Origin of the sequence: Nocardia sp. NPDC005745, assembly GCF_040630775.1 — a bacterium.
Lineage (GTDB): Bacteria > Actinomycetota > Actinomycetes > Mycobacteriales > Mycobacteriaceae > Nocardia.
On the sequence record NZ_JBEXYF010000030.1, the window covers coordinates 29,485 to 47,148 of the forward strand.

At 67.1% G+C, this 17,664-nt stretch carries 11 protein-coding genes (1 of these 11 only partly in view); 5 read left to right on the forward strand and 6 right to left on the reverse strand.

All coding sequences use genetic code 11. The features are described 5' to 3' along the window. Positions 1 to 9,089, forward strand: the final stretch of a protein-coding gene (locus tag ABZ420_RS26700) for a sigma-70 family RNA polymerase sigma factor (protein ID WP_357128046.1). It extends 21,706 nt beyond the left edge of the window; the window shows 9,089 of its 30,795 coding nt (coding positions 21,707–30,795); its start codon lies beyond the left edge, outside the window; it ends in the stop codon at positions 9,087 to 9,089. 347 nt (positions 9,090 to 9,436) lie between these two features. On the opposite strand, the gene ABZ420_RS26705 is transcribed toward ABZ420_RS26700, so the two are convergent. Together ABZ420_RS26705 and radC are read right to left on the reverse strand one after the other, a co-directional pair. Further along, positions 9,437 to 9,574 (reverse strand): hypothetical protein, encoded by a 138-nt coding sequence (locus ABZ420_RS26705; RefSeq protein WP_357128048.1) that lies wholly within the window; start codon positions 9,572 to 9,574, stop codon positions 9,437 to 9,439. Between the two features lie 415 nt (positions 9,575 to 9,989). Beyond that, positions 9,990 to 10,673 carry a DNA repair protein RadC gene (gene radC, locus ABZ420_RS26710; protein ID WP_357128051.1) on the reverse strand — a complete coding sequence of 228 codons (684 nt, stop codon included), beginning with the start codon at positions 10,671 to 10,673 and terminating at the stop codon, positions 9,990 to 9,992. 131 nt (positions 10,674 to 10,804) lie between these two features. Between radC and ABZ420_RS26715 the strand changes: the two genes are divergently transcribed. Next, positions 10,805 to 11,110 (forward strand): hypothetical protein, encoded by a 306-nt coding sequence (locus tag ABZ420_RS26715; protein ID WP_357128054.1) that lies wholly within the window; start codon positions 10,805 to 10,807, stop codon positions 11,108 to 11,110. A 23-nt stretch (positions 11,111 to 11,133) separates the two neighbouring features. Here the strand turns inward: ABZ420_RS26715 and ABZ420_RS26720 are convergent, their stop codons facing one another. After that, positions 11,134 to 11,331, reverse strand: a complete 198-nt coding sequence (locus ABZ420_RS26720; protein WP_357044948.1) for a type II toxin-antitoxin system VapB family antitoxin — start codon at positions 11,329 to 11,331, stop codon at positions 11,134 to 11,136. A gap of 107 nt (positions 11,332 to 11,438) precedes the next feature. Here ABZ420_RS26720 and ABZ420_RS26725 point away from each other — a divergent pair, with 107 nt between their 5' ends. Further along, positions 11,439 to 11,972 carry a DUF4396 domain-containing protein gene (locus ABZ420_RS26725; protein WP_357128057.1) on the forward strand — a complete coding sequence of 178 codons (534 nt, stop codon included), beginning with the start codon at positions 11,439 to 11,441 and terminating at the stop codon, positions 11,970 to 11,972. A gap of 128 nt (positions 11,973 to 12,100) precedes the next feature. Then, positions 12,101 to 12,997: a phenylalanine 4-monooxygenase gene (locus ABZ420_RS26730; RefSeq protein WP_357128060.1), complete on the forward strand. Its 897-nt coding sequence runs from the start codon at positions 12,101 to 12,103 to the stop codon at positions 12,995 to 12,997. A 21-nt stretch (positions 12,998 to 13,018) separates the two neighbouring features. Here ABZ420_RS26730 and ABZ420_RS26735 read toward each other — a convergent pair whose 3' ends face one another. Both ABZ420_RS26735 and ABZ420_RS26740 read right to left on the reverse strand, forming a co-directional pair. Next, positions 13,019 to 13,630, reverse strand: coding sequence for a TetR family transcriptional regulator (locus ABZ420_RS26735; protein WP_357128063.1), 612 nt, complete (start codon positions 13,628 to 13,630; stop codon positions 13,019 to 13,021). Next, complete coding sequence (locus ABZ420_RS26740; RefSeq protein ID WP_357128066.1) at positions 13,620 to 15,134, reverse strand: MFS transporter; 1,515 nt, start codon at positions 15,132 to 15,134, stop codon at positions 13,620 to 13,622. Before ABZ420_RS26740 ends, ABZ420_RS26735 begins: the two co-directional genes overlap by 11 nt. A gap of 129 nt (positions 15,135 to 15,263) precedes the next feature. Here ABZ420_RS26740 and ABZ420_RS26745 point away from each other — a divergent pair, with 129 nt between their 5' ends. Beyond that, complete coding sequence (locus ABZ420_RS26745) at positions 15,264 to 16,565, forward strand: D-alanyl-D-alanine carboxypeptidase family protein (protein ID WP_357128069.1); 1,302 nt, start codon at positions 15,264 to 15,266, stop codon at positions 16,563 to 16,565. An 8-nt stretch (positions 16,566 to 16,573) separates the two neighbouring features. On the opposite strand, the gene yhjD is transcribed toward ABZ420_RS26745, so the two are convergent. Further along, positions 16,574 to 17,605, reverse strand: coding sequence for an inner membrane protein YhjD (yhjD, locus tag ABZ420_RS26750; RefSeq protein ID WP_357128180.1), 1,032 nt, complete (start codon positions 17,603 to 17,605; stop codon positions 16,574 to 16,576). Positions 17,606 to 17,664 lie beyond the last annotated feature (59 nt).

Consider the following 17,664-nt stretch of genomic DNA (forward strand, 5'->3'; position numbering starts at 1 on the left):
CGATCTACGCCAAATTCGGCATCGAGGGGCGCAACGAGCTGGAAGCAGCAATCCGCGCCCGCCACGCCGACAGCACCGCCGCAGCCGCCTCGCGCAATCCCGCGGTGCCGGCCGAAACCTCCGATGAGACACCGCAAGCCGACAAGTCAGCGCGCCGTCCTGGGGGCATCGACCCGGTCGCGATCGACCTCGGCGATGACACCGAGTCCGAGCAGCCCGCTCCCGCGCAGCCGAAAACGCGCGAGGCCCGGGACGACGCGAACATCCCCGAGCGGTGGCGCCGGGAACGTGCCTGGGATCAAGAGCGGATCGCCGCAGTTCGCGCGGGCGACCCCGGCGCGTACCACGAGCTGTACGAGCGGTACTACGGATGGGGTTTCGGTGTCGCCATGGAGATTCTCGGCGACCGGTCCGACGCAGAGGACGTCGTGGCCGACTGCTTCGCCGACCTACTCGTGATGATCCGCCGGGGTGACGGTCCAGGCCTCAGCTTCGGCGCCTACCTGCGTACGGCCGTTCGTCACCGGGCGTTTGCCGCCAGCGCTCGCGCCAGCAGGCAGATCCCCACCGACGATATGGCAAAACTCGATAGAATCCAGCTGGGCGGCGATCGAGCACCGGAGATCTCCGAGGAGACCCCTATCGGTCGGGCGTTCGAATCGATGTCCGAAGAAGTTCGCACGGTGCTCTGGCTCACCGCGGTCGAAGGCTATTCCCCGGAGGAAGTAGCTGACCACTTGGGGTCTGCGCGGGGTGAAGTGAAGGAACTGATCGCTCGCGCACGCGCCGAGCTGGGCCGGAAGTTCGCGGCGGAGATGCCGCAGCACGGCCCGCTGGTCAGGGCATTGGCCGCGCTCGCGGCCGACAGCGAAGGCCTCACCTCGGTGCTCGCCGAAGGCGGCGAAGCGCTTGCGATGGATGACGAACGCCTGGCCACGGATGTGGCCGTGATTCGAACAGCCCAGGTCGAGCGGCCCGAACTGCTCGGCAAGGTAGTTCGACGCCTTCGCCCCGGACCGCGGGAATACTTCGTCCGCTGGTTCATGGGGCAGACGGTGGCCGACATCGCGGCGGCCACGGGGCGCAAGAAGGACCTCGTCCACAAGCGGCTGCACAACGCGGTTCGCATCGTGTCGACGGCGTTGTCCCACGTCGACTCTCCCGCTCCACGGCGCTCGGAACCGCATCCCATCGGACTCACCGATGAGGAGATGCTGCTGCTGGTCGAGGCGGTCTGGACTCACGACCGAGATCTGCTGGAACCGTCCACGGCGCTGGTAATGGACGCCGAGCAGACAGTTTTCGAGTCATATTTCCGGCAGGGTCGAACAGTGCCCGAAATCGCCACGGCGCTCGGCTGGAGGCCGAAGCGAGTACGGCGCATGCTGCACCGCATCGCACGGCGCATGGCCTCGACGATCTCGCCGGAGGTCGTGGAGCGGTATCTGAGTGGCGGACCGCTCCGGCGGGCCACCCAGGCCGATGTCGCCCGGGAAGCGGGAGTCAGCACGATAACTGTGAAACGAGTTCTCGCTGGGCATCCGGAGGCCGAACCGGAGACGGTCGAGCGGATTCTGGCGGCCGCCCGCCGCCTCGGTGTGCGACGTGGACGGGTTGGGATTGTCGCCGATGGCGACGAGCAGACGTCGGATTCGCCGGTTCCCGTGGTACGCGTCGATCACGATCGGGTGCCGTACCACCAGCGAGGTAGGGAGCTGCAGCTCGTCCGCGCGACGTCGAAGGATGAGTTGCGGCATCTGATCCCGTTCCTTTCCGAGGGAGACCAGAACGTCGCAACGCTGCTGTTCCTGGAGGGACTGCCCGTCTCCGTCACGGCGGAACGATTGAGCCGCCCGGCAAGCTCGGTGCAACAACGCCAACATGTCGTCGCCGACCTGCTGGCGGCAATGCTGTTATCCGAGAATTGGGAACTACTGCTGGTCGAGGCGGTCCACGCGCATGATCCGGCGATATTGGCAGCCTGTTTCCCGCGACTCACCCGTCTCCAGCAGCAGTATGCCGATCAGTATCTGGTGCAGAGGCTTTCGACACGTGACATCGCGAATGCCCGGGGTATCCAGCAGACGACCGTCAACGAGCTGCTGCGGCGAATTGCCCAGATACTGGCGGGAGAACTCCCGCCCACATTGGTGCGGCGCTATCTGAATGCGGGCGCACTTCGTCGAGTAACGCTGGCGGACATCGCCGTTCGGGCCGGAGTGACCGAGGGTTCGGCACGCCGCGTACTTGCCGGCGGACACGCCGATCCGAAGACGGAGCAGCAGATTCGGACGGAAGCCGCTCGGCTCGGATGGGCAAGTAGACGTCCCGGCGTCGTGGTGGATCATCCCGGCGAGAAGTCACCGGTCCCGGCGGTCCACGAGGGCACCGCCGACTATCCGCGCCGCGGCAGAGCGTTTCGGATCATCCGATCAGCTCCACCGGTAGTGCTGACGGAACGCATCGGTCAACTTCCGCCGGAACTGCAAGCAGGCGGTGCCCTGTTGTACTCCGACGAGCTGACCATCGAGGAGAAGTCGAAGGCACTGGGTTTGTCGCCGGCGCGGGTCGCCGCGCTGCGGCAGGCCGCTGCGCCTCGGCTGGCGACATTGCTGTCCATCGGTGTGTTGCTGACCGACGGTTCGGCGATGTTCCTGATCGAGGCGATCGCGGCGCACTACCCGGATGTGCTGGGGCCGTGCTACTCGCAACTTTCGCGCACCGAGTGGGAATACGCCGATCTGTACCTGGTGCAGGGTCTCTCGCAACCCGAAGTCGCTGAAGCGACGGGCCGCAGCCAGAGCACCGTCAAGGGCGCGCTCTATCGGATCGCGCACGTGTTGGCCGGGGAACTCCCACCAGAGCTGGTATCGCGGGTGCTGAGCCGAGGCCCGCTCCGGCGAGTGACCCTCGACGATGTAGCCACTCGGGCGCAGGTAAGCAAGGCCCAGGCAGATCGCGTGCTCAACGGTCGCGGCGGAGTGAATCCCGAGACGACGACCCGGGTGCGGTCGGCCGCCACCGACCTCGGCTGGACGCAGCAGCGGCGCGGCATCGTGGTCCTGACGGAGACGGGTGTCGAGCCGATCGAACCAGCGAGCGTGACGCCGACGACGCGATCCACTACCTCTGATACGCAGCCGACGTCGACCGCAAATCGCGTAGACCCGGTCGCGATCGACCTCGGCGATCCGGACGAGCCGGCGGGCAACGAGGACGTCGGCGGGGACGCGGTATCGCGGTTGAGCCCGGCGGAGGTCGGTGTATGGCTGCGCGACGAACTGCGCCGACTGACGCGCAATCCCGACGTCGAGGTCCATGAATTCGACCGGCCCGATCTCGATCCGGAGACTATCCGTGAGATCGCCCGGGCTCTGGTCGACATGGCCACGCAGCACCCGCAGGTCTATATCGGCAGGATCGAAATCGGCTGGCTCTCGCCGAAGACAGGCGGGGCGGCGATGTCGAAGACTGATCCCATCACCGGTTTCGTCACAACCGAATACATGACATTCAACGTCGACTTGGCCACGAGTCCGAACAAGCTCCATCGGTGGATGCGGGACCGAATCGACTCCGGGATGGCGCATCCCAGCATGGCAGGCCGTCCCGCGTATGCGATCGTCGCGCACGAGTTCGGCCACATGCTCGACTACGCGGGACGGACGGAGGCTCGATACCGTGCCGAAGAGACGCTATTCGATCATTACAAAGCAAATCGTTTGGGAGAGAAAACTTACTCGGCGTTCACGGCCTGGCTGCACCGCTACCTGACCGCCTACAGCTTCGACAAGAACGGCTATTTCAATCCGACCGAGGCGTTGGCCGAGGCCTTCGTCGATGTCGTGCTCAACGGCCGCGACAGCGTCAACGAGCCGGTGGGGATGCTCTACGACCTGCTGGTGGACTCCGTCGCCGCCCGGACGACGGCCGACAGCGGCGAGGTGGACCACTCACCGGCCCCCGAGCCCGAGCGAGAGGTCACGCAGGTCATCGGCCAGATGCGCGACCTGGAGAGTGCGCTCGGGCAACTGGCCGGCAGCGCCGGAATGATCGACCTGCCCGCGCTGCTTCGTATCCGCGCGGAATTGCACGCCCTCGTGGACGATCGGCTGGCAGCCCGCCCGGATGACGCGCGCCGGCACGATCAGACAATTGCCAGGCTGCGGGATTTGACCTCTCGTTCGGACCTCGCCGAGAGAGATATCCGAACGCTCGCCGAGATAGTCCCGATGAAACGCAGCCGAATGTCAGGGTTGTTGCCCGGGGCGAATGATCGGTACGTCCAGGCGCTGCTTGCGGCGGCCCGCTCGCTGCTCGCGGATCTCGACGCCGACCGGCCCTCGCGCGTGGTCGTGGACATGGCTATCAGCGAATTCTTCCACGGCCTCCGTGCCGCGGTCGACGATGTGGCGCGAAGGTTGTACTCCGGCAGTGGCTCCGCGTGGACCGTACAACGCTTGCTCGACAACAGCCGTTCGATGCTGTCCGCTGCCGAGGCCGCTCGGCAGGCCGTCACCGACGCGTGGCGCCGCATCCCTGAGGATCGGCTGCTGCCGCTGTTGTCGGAACTCGCCCGAGGCGGACTCAGCCGAGATGACGTCATCGATGCCGTCATCGCCAGATTCCCCGCGCCCCTGGGTGTGTCGGGCGTCGCCCGGGAAGCACTGCGCCGGGCAGAGAACGCGGTGTTGCGCAACTACACCGAAGCAGCGGCGGGTGGGTACGTGTTCGGGGAGCAAGACGCGCGGACCATAACGGCCTTCGAAGAGGCCACAGCGAGGGTGCGCGCTGCGGTGGGACTGTCAGAGACCGATCGGGACCTGTCCGCCGAGGTGCGCGACGCAGTCGCGATCCGGCCCGACTCTCCGAACACCGCACATCCGTCGACGCACACAGGAACGACCCCGGGCAACAGCGCCGACCCCGTCGCGATCGACCTCGGCGACAGCGAGCACGAACCCGAACCACCGATCGACAACGCCGGACCCGACCCGCATCGATCCGAGACGGATACGCCGGGGGATCCGGAACAGCAGCCGGGGGCGGACGGCAGCGCGACGCCGGAGCGGTCCAGCGACGTACCAACGGAACACTTCCGACGGCAGCTGCAACAACTTGTGGTGCAGGGCCATACCGAGCAAGCGGTGGTCGTGCTCCGAGAACGTTTCGCGCGCAATGTATTCCCTTGGATTTTGGCGAATCTGCGAACACCGCGAGTAGCTCGGGAAGTCTTCGACGAGGCGTGTGCACATGCGGTGGGACAGTTCGGCCGGATCGGGCAACGTGACGTCGAGGAATGGGTTGTCCTCAACGCAAGAAATCTCATGGCCCAGCACCGTGAAATCGGCGAAATGTGGCACCGAATACAGGATTTCGTGGTCCGCGGTGCACGATTGCGCGCTTCGGATCCGCTGGCCACTGCGTTGGCCGCGGCGGATACCGTGCAGGTGCGCCAACACATGCGCACGCTCACCCCGACCCAGCAGCAGGCGCTACGCCGATTCGCGTCGAGGCGTTCGGGTCGCGATGCACACTTCGAGACGCCCGGCGACCCGGTCGCCGAGTCCCTCGTGCTGTGGCATGCGGTTTGCGAACTGGCCACGGCTGTTGCCGACGAGGGCGGCGTGCAGGCATCACTCCCGGACGCACCGAGGCCGCCGCGTGAGAAACCCAGCAGCACCCCCGGACCGACCGCCGCGCCCAGGGTCGCACCTGGAAACGCCTCCCCCACAACGGATTCTCGTTCAGAGGCGGCGGACAATGCGGCCGTCCTACCAGATATCCCCGCCGAAGCGACGGCAGCGGAGTTGGTGGTGGCGCTGGCCCGCAACGCAAACGCCCGGGTCTTGCCACCGATCGTTCGGGAGGCACTGAACACCGACCGGCTGGTGCTGCGGGGCTGCATCGAACAACTTGCCCCGTCGCAGCGACGGATTCTCCATCTTCGCTTCGGACTCGAGATGTCACCCGACCGGACCGCGGATTGGCTGGATCGCAGTCCAGGGGCGGTCCGCACGGCACAGCATGCCACCTTCGCTCGTCTCGCTCGCCTGCTGCAGGAGCATGCGGGCAATCAAGCCTCGGCGGTGGTCGAGGAGGCGCGGGAACAAGATCCCGACGCATTCCACCGCTGTCTGGCCGCCCTCGGTGAGAAGCAGCGTGCCGTCATCAGGGACCGGCTCGTACTCGGGCATGCCGGTCCCGAACTGGCCGAAGCGCACGGAAGGGACCACCGCAATACGTTTTATCGTGGCATCCAACGACTTTCGGCGCTGTTGCTCGGCGATGCGCAAGCACGTCCCGGGGCAGAAGCCGATCGGGAACTGGTTCAGCAGACCACGCGGGAAGCGCTCATACTCGCCCTCCCCGACCTCACCAACGACACGCATCGACAGACGCTGATATTGCGGTTCGTGCGCAGCCTCCCACGTGCGGAGGCCGCGGAGGCGGCCGGCGTCGGCAGTCGTGCGTTCGAGATGCGGGAGTTCCGCGCGATCCGCGCCGTCGCCGAACTACTGCGCCCAACCACCGACGCACCGGCAACGACCGAGCCTCAGCCGCGCCCGGCGGTGCTGTCCGATCGCGAGACCGAGATCCTCCGAATGCTTCTGGAGGACAGGTACTTCGCGGAGATTGCCGCAGCGCTTGCGATCTCTCCGGCAGCCGTCCGCACGCACGCCCAACACATCTACCGCAAGCTTCGGGTAGGCAACCGGGCACAACTCGCGCAGGCGGCCCGGTCCGCCGGAATAGACCTCCCCTTCCCCGACGGACAACCGGCAGCAGCCACGAGCGAAGCACCATCCGGTAACCGCATCGACCCCGTCGCCATCGACCTCGACGGCGAAGACTCCGAGGCTCTGGGTCCCACTTCACAGACGACATCCCCGTCCTCAGGGCCGAGCCGGACCACCTACGACACGGTGCCATTGCCGGAAACCCTGGTCGAGCCTGCGGACGACATCGAACTGTTGTGGCCCGAGGTGGATTCGCGCGGCTGGTTCGTGCTGCGGACGGGGCCCGACAAGCAGCCATTCCACACCAGCAACCCCGAAGGTGGCGACCCTTTCCTCCTGCTCGCCAACGGAAAGTTCGTCACCGTCGACGGGTTGCACGAGGATCTGCTCAGCGCACTCCTCGCGCAGGACGTATCGCTGGATGAGATCAGCGGCTTCGGATGGTGGCGGGTCAGCGGCCGGGTGAAGGGTATCGATGCGTTCAGCCAAGGTTTCGAGGAATGGAACGGGGATCCGATGAACCCCGCGCAGATCCTCGACGCCTTGAAGAACAGCCGAGCCGATCTCAGCGTGTGTGATTTCGACGCACAGTTCGGTTCCGAGCACCAGGGCCTGATGTGGCGAGGCGCGGCAGCCGAGATGCCCGTCGGACAGATACTCAGCCACGAAGGCGACGCATACAAGCTGCTGTCCGGCTACTCGTCCACCGAGGACGGCGCGGGTAACCGCGTTGTCTTCTGGAACGACCTCGTCGCCTGGGAAACGACCGCCGACGGCCAGTCGCTCACCATCCGGGTCAACGCGGCCCGAAGTGAACCTGCCGAGGGCACGATCACCTTGCGCGCCGACGGTCACTCTGTCACAGCGCACTACACCGCCGTCCGGTTCGGACAGGATCGAGCGCGAGCAGCGGCCGCGTGGTCGGTCGTGCACGACAAGTTCACCTCCTGGCTCACCGATTCCGGCGCGTCCTGGGCGATGGGCAGCGAAACGGCTCCCACCGAAGATATTCCCGTCGCGGCCACCCGACCCGCGACAGTGGCGGAGTCGGCCCAACGGTCCGAGCGAATCATTCGTGCCGATCCGGAGGGCCGATACAGTCCGAACGCGGTCTCGGAAGCCGCGTCCTGGCTGGCCGGACAGCTCGACGGCTGGCCCACCGAACAAGTGGACCTCGCGTGCGCCGAACTCACGGCAATGGTGACCGACGCCGCCGAACACCGTCGCGGCAGGATCCATCTCGTGGTGGAGACAACCGATGACCGGCTGCGCGTGACGCTGCTCGACACGCACGCCGCCTCGATGCCGCGGAACGCGCGAGGTGGCATCCCGACCCGCTCCGGTCTCGCTGTTCTCCCCGGACGGGCTGTGACAGCGGCTGATCCGACGCCGATACGCTCCGGCGTCGAGCTGTTCAAACGCCATGAGCACGGCTGGCACCAAGCCGTATGGTTCGAACTGCCTAAGCCTCGCCCGGACCAGGGCCCAGGGCGAGCCGAGGCACCGCGATCGGTGGAAGAAGCTCTCGGCGACCGCGTCGACCCAGTCGCAATCGATCTGGTGCCCGAGCCGCAGCCGGATGGCCCGGCGGGTGACGGGCATCGAGCCGACGCGAATGCGCTGCAAGCGAGGCTGGAGTGGTTCCGGCGGAATGCTGTCGAAGGCGATGTGGCCCTCACGCGCATCCGGAACGGCATGGGCCGGGCGAATCTGGCACATGACCCGACGGGAAATCGGGCGGGCGAGATCATCGACGCGTTCCGGGAATACACCAAATTCGCCGGTCCCGACATGCCACTACGCGCCATGGGCCGAAACCTGACGCCGCATCAGCGAATCGAACTAGCACGACGGGAGGTGACTCGGGAGGAGGTGCTCGCGGCCGGCGTTGGCCTCGGCTGGCCGGAAGCTCGGTTCCGGGAGGAAGCCGGCATCATTGCCGCCCAGATCAACCGGATGGACTGGGCATTCCGGAACGCCCTTCCATCCACCGGACCGGTCACAATGATCCGAAAGCTGGACGATCTCGTGCGGGTCTTCGGTCGCACCGACAACTTGCTCGGTTACCGATCGATCAACTCCGGTTACACGTCGCTTTCACTGTCGGATGACGTGTTCGCGGACCAAGATGTCGAGGTCATCGTCTACGCGGATACCGGATCGGCGCTGATCGCCGTGGAGTCGGTTTCGGCAATGGACACCGCGGGCGAGGGTGAGTACCGCGAACGAGAAATCATCGCCCCGCGTGGATCGACTCTCGTATTGCTCACCGAGCCAACCGAAGTCGACGGCAAAATAAGACTCGAAGCCGAACTCGTCACCGGGTTGCACGAGGATGCAGCCCAATGACGCTCGTCTCCCTTGAAATTCAAGCTCGTTACAGCCAGCCAACTCCCGACTCCCGCTGGGCCTTCCGCACCGCCCAGGGCGAGGAAGGATCCGCGCATCCAGCCTCTCCACACCCCGCCCGACAGGAGAAGCGCGGCGAGGGCCGAGTGCTGGGGCAGAGGCTCGCGGCCCACCTGCGCGATCGCTTGGTGTCGAGCCACGGCAGCGGAAACACCCGCGATAACAGGAAGACCCCCGGCAACGGCATCGACCCCGTCGCGATCGACCTCGGCGACGAAGACGCCGAGGACGAGCAGTGCTGTTACTCCCCTGAGGAAGGCGACCTTCGCCGATTCACGCGACTGCCGTCAGCAGTCGAATCCGTCGCGGCACGCCGCGGCGGTGAAAGCGGCAGTCCGGTGCGCATCGAATCCGTAGAGCGTGCACAGCGCCTCGAGGTCCACGACTCGCAGATTCGCCACTGCCGCCTCCTCGATGCGTTGCAACGTGCTGGTGCTGCGCTGGATCAGCGCGGCTACCTGCTGCTACGTGAAACCACACTCCTCCCGTCCCTCCCGCAGGTACTTCCCCAGCTGCCGTCGCGCCGGCGTCGATCCGTTCTCCGACATGCCTGCCTCCCTCCAGGTTCCAGTAATCGCGTCAGCACACCACCCCTCGATTCACCGCGATCCGCCATGCCGGATTTTCCTTCGAATTGCGCATAACCGCAGGAAGAAACTCATCCGGCACCGTCCTCACACGGCAGATCAAGTGGTCCGGCAAATCACCTGCTCCTGATCAGCCACTCCGAAAGCTGTGCGTTGTCGATGAGACCAACGAGTGGATCAGGCCGCAGTTCTCACGATGGCCCGGTGCATCGTGCAGCCGTGCCTACCGGTCGCCGGCGTAGTCTCGGAGCGTTCACCTTTCAGCCACTTTGCCCCCCGGGGCGCTGGCCCACTTCTCCCCGGCGAGCACGACATGGTCGAGAAAGCGCAGACCTACGGTTCGCGCCGCTTCGGTGAGGAGCGTGGTGGTGCGGCGGTCGTCGGGGCTGGGGGTCGGGTCTCCAGAGGGGTGGTTGTGGACGATGGCGAAAGCTCGGCCGTCGTGGCGGAGGACGGTGTTGAGGATTTCCCGGACCGGGACGGCGACCTGGTCGACGGCGCCCTCGGCGACGAAGACCTTCTGACGCAGGCGGTTCTGCGCGTCGCATACGAGGACTAGTAGGCGCTCGACTCGGGAGCCCGCGAAGTGCGGGCGCGCGGCGGCGGCCACGTCGGCGGGGCTGGTCAGCCGGATCGATGTGTCCGGCCTGCCGCGGGCTCGCGCGCCGAGGTGGAAGGCGGCGATGATCGCGGCGGCTTTCGCGACGCCGACACCCGCTCGGCGTGACAACTCCTCCGGGCGCGCCGACGCCAGCCCGGCGAGCCCGCCGTGCTCGACCAGCAGTTCCACCGCCAGATCCAGCGCGCTCGCACCGCGCCTGCCCTGGCGCAACAGCAGAGCCAGCAATTCCGCGTCGCTCAAAGCGTGCGGGCCGAGTGCGAGCAACCGCTCGCGCGGCCGCTGCGTCACCGGCACGTCGACTAGAGAGACCGCCATGACTCCTACCCCTCGGTCACGCCAACAGTGATCGGGATTCTGCCAGTGGCCACCGACACATCGCGCCGCTACACCCATATGCTGGCTGTTGTGCGGTTCGGTTGCCGAGACGGTCGCGAACTGGGGAGTTGATGGCTATGTGGTACCTGAAGGCGCAATGGCACCACGACTTCGACGACGAGCCGGTCGAGCTGTTCAGCGAAATCGGCGACGACGGTTTCGAGGTGCGCAAGGTCGAGGTGTTCCGCGACGGCTACGCCGACTGGGCGGACCCCGGTCACGGCACCGGCACGACAGAACTCGGGCAGATTCCGGTTCCGTCACCGGACGAGCTGAACGCCGAGACGGAGTTCACCGCCCTCCAGATCGACGCCGGGGAGTTCGAGGAGGTCTGGCTGCGCGCTCTCGACGAGCAGCGGTCCGCCTCCCCTCGCTAGCCCGACGACCGCCCGCGAGCCGCCTAGCGGTCCACCACCGCGACGTCCGGTAGCCCGACGAACGCCTTCGCGGCGAGCCTTTCCAGATTATGCAGCTGACGCTCGTGCACGACGATCCGGCGCAAGGCCTCGTTGATGGTGGCGTAGCTCGTCGACGTGCCCATGATGGCGGCGGCCGCGGCGAGCAAGTCCTGGTCGAGATCGATCCGCACGGATTTCATGCGCCCTCCTTCGTACTTTCGCCATCTTGCGGCATAACGCGGGTTCATGTCCGGCAAATCACGAACTCCGGGTTGTGTTAATACCCTACCGGGGTATAGTTCCAGACATGGAACACAGGCACGACCCGTCGGGCGAGCACACCTCGCACACCGCGCACGCGACGAAGGACGCCGCTCAGCACACCGCGCACCACTCCCCCGCTACCTGGCGGATGGCGGCCATGGCCACGCTGCACTGCCTCACCGGCTGCGCCATCGGCGAGATCCTCGGCATGGTGATCGGCACCGCGCTCGGCTGGAACAACGCCTCGACGATGGTGCTGGCCATCGTGCTGGCATTCGTGTTCGGTTACGCGTTCACCATGCGCGGCGTAATACGGGCGGGCCTGCCGTTGGCGGCCGCCGTCGGTACCGCGCTGGCGGCCGACACGGTGTCCATCACGGTCATGGAGATCGTGGACAACGCCGTGATCCTGGTGGTCCCGGGAGCGATGGACGCACACCTGGACACCGTGCTGTTCTGGACCACGCTCGCCGCAGCCTTCGCCGTGGCGTTCGTGGTGACCACGCCGGTCAACAAGTGGCTGATCGGACGCGGCAAAGGCCACGCGGTGGTCCATGCGCTGCACGGCGCGCACTGATCAGAACGACGCCCTATCCGCGCCTTCCGCTTCCGGATTTGCCCGGAATAAGCCCGTTCGGCTAGGCAGATTGTCCAGCTGAACGGGCTTTTGTTGTCGCAGGGTCCCGGTGGTGCTTGCATCGAGATATGTTCACCGAGGCGCAGCTGTACTCGCCGGTGACCCGCACCGGCGACGGCGACGTGACCGTGCACCTGAGCGACGAGCACCCCGGCGTGCACGATCCGGCATACCGGGCCAGGCGCAACGCCATCGCCGCGCTGGCGCTGGACTACGCGCCCGGCAAGCCGCTGCCCCACATCGCCTACACCGACGAGGAGCAGCGGGTATGGCAGATCGTGTCGGCCGAGCTCGCCCGCAAACATCGCAGTCATGCCAGCGCGGAGGTACTCGCCGCCGCCGAGGCGCTGTCGTTGCCCACCGATCACATCCCGCAACTGGACGAGGTCTCCGCCGCGCTGGCACCACTGACCGGATTCCGCTACGCACCGGCCGCGGGCCTGGTGCCGCTGCGTGAGTTCTTCGGCTCCTTCGCGGATCGGATCTTCCACTCCACGCAGTACATCCGGCATCATTCCGCGCCGCTGTACACCCCCGAACCGGACGCCATCCACGAGATCATCGGGCACGCCAACCAGATCGCCAGCCCCCGCTTCGCGGCGATCTACGCGACGGTCGGCGCGGCGGTGGCGCGGCTGAGCACCGACCGCGCATTGAAATTCCTGGCCGACGTCTTCTGGTTCTCGATGGAATTCGGCGTCGTCCGGGAACACGGTGAGATCCGCTGCTACGGCGCGGGCCTGCTGTCGTCCTACGGCGAGATCGAGGAGTTCCGGCACGCCGAGCTGCGCCCGCTCGACATCGCCCAGATGGGTACCGCGACCTACGACATCACCCACTACCAGCCGATTCTCTACTGCGCGGACTCGATCGCCGAGATCGAGGACGTGATCGGCGGCTTCTTCGCGACCATGGACGACGACACCCCGGATCGGTTCCGGCAGGCCAGCACCGCCAGGGCATAGGGCCGGTCCGAGGCTCGGCCGTCAGGGCTGGCGATCCGGCCCGAGCGGGAGTCCGGCGTCCAGGAAATCCATCGTGCGTGCGATGTTGTCGAGGTTCATCGGCGCCATCGCCTGGACCGCCAGCCCGGCGCCCGTCATCGCGCCTGCCGCCACCCGCACCTCGAAGTCGTCGGGCGAACGGCCGAGGTGATCGGCCAGCAATCCGGACAACAGATCGATGCTGCGCATCATCTCCAAGCCGATCGCGGAGCGCAGTTCCGGCACGTGGAACAACAGCGCTTGGCGCTCCTGCTCGAACGCCAGCTCGGCGGCGGGCAGGTTGGCGAAGACCTCACGCACCGCCTCGCGGAAGGCGGCCATCGGGCGGACGTCGCGCGGCTGACGGCGCAGCGCATCGATGATCACCGGATCGAGATCGTCGGCCAGTACCAGCTGTTCCTTGGACGGGAAGTAGCGGAAGAAGGTGCTCGGCGAGACATCGGCGGCCGCGGCGATCTGCTCGACGGTCGTCTCGTTATAACCCTGCTCGCGGAACAGCCGGAAAGCCTCGAGACGAATCGTCCGGCGGGTCCGTTCCTTCTTCCGCTCGCGCAGACCTCGCGCCGTCCCGTTCGCGGGTAGCTCAACCGACATGAATCGATTCTGCCGCACCCGGCTCCCGCGCCCGGTCGGGTTGCCGCACGCGGATGCACGTCGCCGTGAGCACGGCCGCCAGCAGGCACAGCGCGGCGCAGGCCCAGAGCATCGCGCTCATGCCGCCGAGGAAGGCGACCTGCACCTGGTGCAGCATCGACTGATCACCCAGGTGGCGCGCCGTGGCGACGCCCGCGTTCACGCCGTCGTCGATCGGCTCGCGGTTCAGCGCGCCGAGTTCGGACCGATACCGGGTGGCCAGCACGGTGCCGAGCACCGCGACGCCGATGGTGCCGCCCGCCTGACGCAGCGCCTGCAACAGCGCGGAACCGGAGCCGGAGCGCTCCGCGTCCAGTTCGCCCATCGCCATGCCCATCGCGGCGGGCATGACCAGACCCATCCCCGCGCCCAGCAGCGTCAGCCACAGGGCGGTGAAGCCGTAGCCGCTGTCCACGGTGGTGAGCGCGCCCAGCACCAGGGAGCCGGCCAAGACGGTGAACCCGGCGGTGATCACGACGCGGATGCCCAGTTTCGGCAGCACCTTGTCGACCAACCTGCTGCCGACCAGCAACCCGCCGATCAGCGGAAGCAACCGCAGGCCGCTGCCGAGCGCGTCCACGCCGAGCACCGCCTGGAAGTACTGCGGAACGGTGAAGAACATGCCGAACATGGCGAAGTTCACCACGATGGAAAACCCCGTGCCCCAGCGGAATCCGTCGGCGGCGAACAGGCCGAGATCGACCAGTGGATGCGTCGTCCTGCGCTGCCAGGCCAGGAACACGCCGAACAGGAGCACACCCGCCGCGACGATGCCCCAGGCCAGGCCGTCGCCCCAGCCTTTCTCCCCGATACGGATGAAGCCATACGTCAGTCCGAGCATGCCCGCGGCCGACAGCACCACCCCGGGCAGATCGAGCCGGAAACGTCGCGCGCTGCGCGATTCCGGTACCAACGCGGCGACGGCGAGCGCGCCGATCACGACCATCGGCACGTTGATCAGGAACACCGAACCCCACCAGAAGTTGCGCAGCAGCCAGCCGCCCACGATCGGGCCCAGCGGAAGACCGATCGCGGTGGAGGTGATCCAGATCGTGAGCGCCCGCTGGAGATCGGCCGGCTCGGGGAACATCGCGGGCAGCACCGACATCGACAGCGGCATCATCGCCGCCGCCGCGAGCCCGAGGACGACGCGCGCCGCGATGAGTTCGCCGGGCGAGGTGGCCACGGCGCAGGCGACGGACGCGACACCGAACAGCACCAAGGCGGCCAGCAGGAACTTCTTGCGGCCGTAGCGGTCGCCGAGCGCGCCCGCCGGCAGCATCACCGCGGCCAGCGCCAGCGTGTAGGCGCTGCTGAACCATTGCAGCGCGGCGGTATTCGCGTTCAGGTCGATCGCGAGCGTGGGCAGCGCCACGGTCAGCACGGTGACATCGAGCCCGATGGTCAGCATCGCCACGGCCAGCGCGCCGAGGGCGAGCCAGCGGCGGGTCGAGTCATTCTTCATGACACCTCCGAAAGTGATAGATACAACTTTTTGATAGTAGCTGTCATTTGGTAGTTGATGTCAATACCAGTGTCCGGAGGAATGAGTGTGTGCGGCCGATCACCGGTCCGCTCGCTAGGCTCATCGGCGATGAAGATCACTCGCCGTGCCTTGCTCTGCGTGGGCGCCGTGCTGGCCGTCGCCGCGATCGCAACGACGGCCGCGCCGTCCCTCGCCGAGCCGAGCACCACTACGCCGTTCACCACCCCGAACACCGACGGTTGCCCGCAGAAGACGTTGCCGCCCGCGCCGATCGACGCCTCCGAGGTGCCCGCGCCCGGACAATCGGCTCCCGCACCGCTGCCCATCCCTTCCCCGCCGATCGGCGGTCCCCGGCTCGGCGAGTGCGGCGTCGTGCTTCCCAAAACCGCACCGCCCGCCCCCCAGGAGATTTCGGCTACAGCCTGGCTGGTGGCGGATCTGGACACCGGCGAAGTGCTCGCGGCGAAGGACCCACACGGGCGCTACCGGCCCGCAAGCACGATCAAAGTGCTGCTGGCCACGCTGGCGCTGCGCACGCTGAATCTCGACAAGGTGGTGGTCGGCACGCAGGCCGACGCCGATGCCGACGGCACCCGGGTCGGTATCGGCCCCGGCGGCCGCTACACGAACCGGCAGCTCATGCAGGCGTTGATCATGGCTTCGGGCAACGACGCCGCGCATGCCATCGCCGCGCAGCTCGGCGGCGACACCGCGACCGTCGCGAAGATGAACGACCTCGCGAAATCATTGCGCGCCATGGACACTCGCACGGCCACACCGTCCGGGCTGGACGGGCCCGGGATGAGCACTTCGGCCTACGACCTCGCCGTGCTTTTCCGCGAGGCCATGACCATCCCGCTGTTCGCGGAGCTGATCCACACCGAGCAGGCCGACTTCCCCGGCTACCCCGCCGACCCGGCGGTTCCCGGCGACACCGACCGCCCCGGCTACCCGATCGGCAACGACAATCAGCTGCTCTACAACTACGACGGCGCCCTCGGCGGAAAAACCGGCTTCACCGACGACGCGCGCCAGACCTTCGTCGCCGCCGCCCAGCGCAACGGCCGCAGGCTCGCCGTCACCCTGCTCAAGGCCGACGTGCGGCCGATCCGGCCGTGGGAACAGGCCGCCCGCCTGCTCGACTACGGATTCGCGTTGCCCCGCGGCGCCGCGATCGGCAACCTGCCCGGCGCGGTGGTAGCCCAGCGCGATCAGAGCGCGGTCACCCTGGCCGCGCCGCCCACGGCGGGCAGCGACCGGGCCACGCCTTCGGTGCCGGGCAGCGACCCGTCGGCCATGCCCGCAGCCGAAGACCGCCGCACCGGCGCCAGGACCATGCTGATCATCGGCGGTGTCCTCTTGGTCGCCGCGCTGTTGCTAGGCGCACGTCAGGCCAACCGGCGACGCTGATCGAACGTTCACCGACGGCCCGGCAACCTGCGCAATCCGGAAAGCGCGAGTGCCGCGAGCGCGCCCGCACCGAAGTAGGTGGCGCCCACGCCCACCGATATATCGCGTGCGCTGACCCGCGGCGCGATCACGGCGGGTCCGGGTGCGGGAATCTCCGCTTCCGGCTCGTTCTCCGCGGCGGTGGCGGCCCATGCGGTGGCGAACAGGACGATGCGATAGGTGACGTAACTGAACACCATCAGGCCGATGATCGAGCCGAAGGTTGCGCCCGCCGGGCTGCTCAGGACCGATCGCAGATAGATCGACGCCACGATTTTGAACACTTCGAACACGAGCGCGGCCAGCGCGGCGGCCTTGACGGCGCTGGCCAGCGTCACCGGCTCTCGGGGCAACCTCGCGATGACCCACGCGAACACCGCCCAGGAAGCGAGGAAACCGAGCAAGGTCGACGACAGCCACAGCAGCACGCCCGCCCCGGGCGCTTCGCCGAGACCGAGGCTTTCGAGCAGCCGCGAACCGAGGGAACTCGAGGCCAGCGCCGACAACCCGAGCGATACCGTGAAGGCGAGACCGAGACCGACGAGCGCCCCCAGATCGGAGAGCTTGGTCATCAGCCAATTGCCGTCCGGAGACTTCTGCTCCCACTGCTCGGTGAGCGCGGCCCGCAGGTTGGCCATCCAGCCCAGCCCGCTGTAGACGCCGGTGACCAGCCCCAGGGTACCGACCGCACCCCGCGACTCCACTGCCTGATCGACCAGGTCGTTCACTTGGGTGCCGAACGAGCCCGGGATGTTCTCGATGATCTTGGCGCGCAACTCCTCGAGCAGATCCGGATTGCTGGACAAGACCAGGCCCGCGACCGAGAAAGCGATCATCAGCAACGGGAACAGCGACAGCACAGTGAAATACGTGATGCCCGCCGCGTAGTAGTTACCCCGTTGCCGCTGGTAGCGCCCCGCCGTACGGACCAGATGGTCCAACCACGGCTGTGCCTGGACCCGGCGTTCGATCCCGGCCTTGACGTTGTCGATCACCTGCACCATTCGCCCCTTCGACCAAGAGACCTCGCACGACGCCTGATGGGGCGCACGAAGGTGAA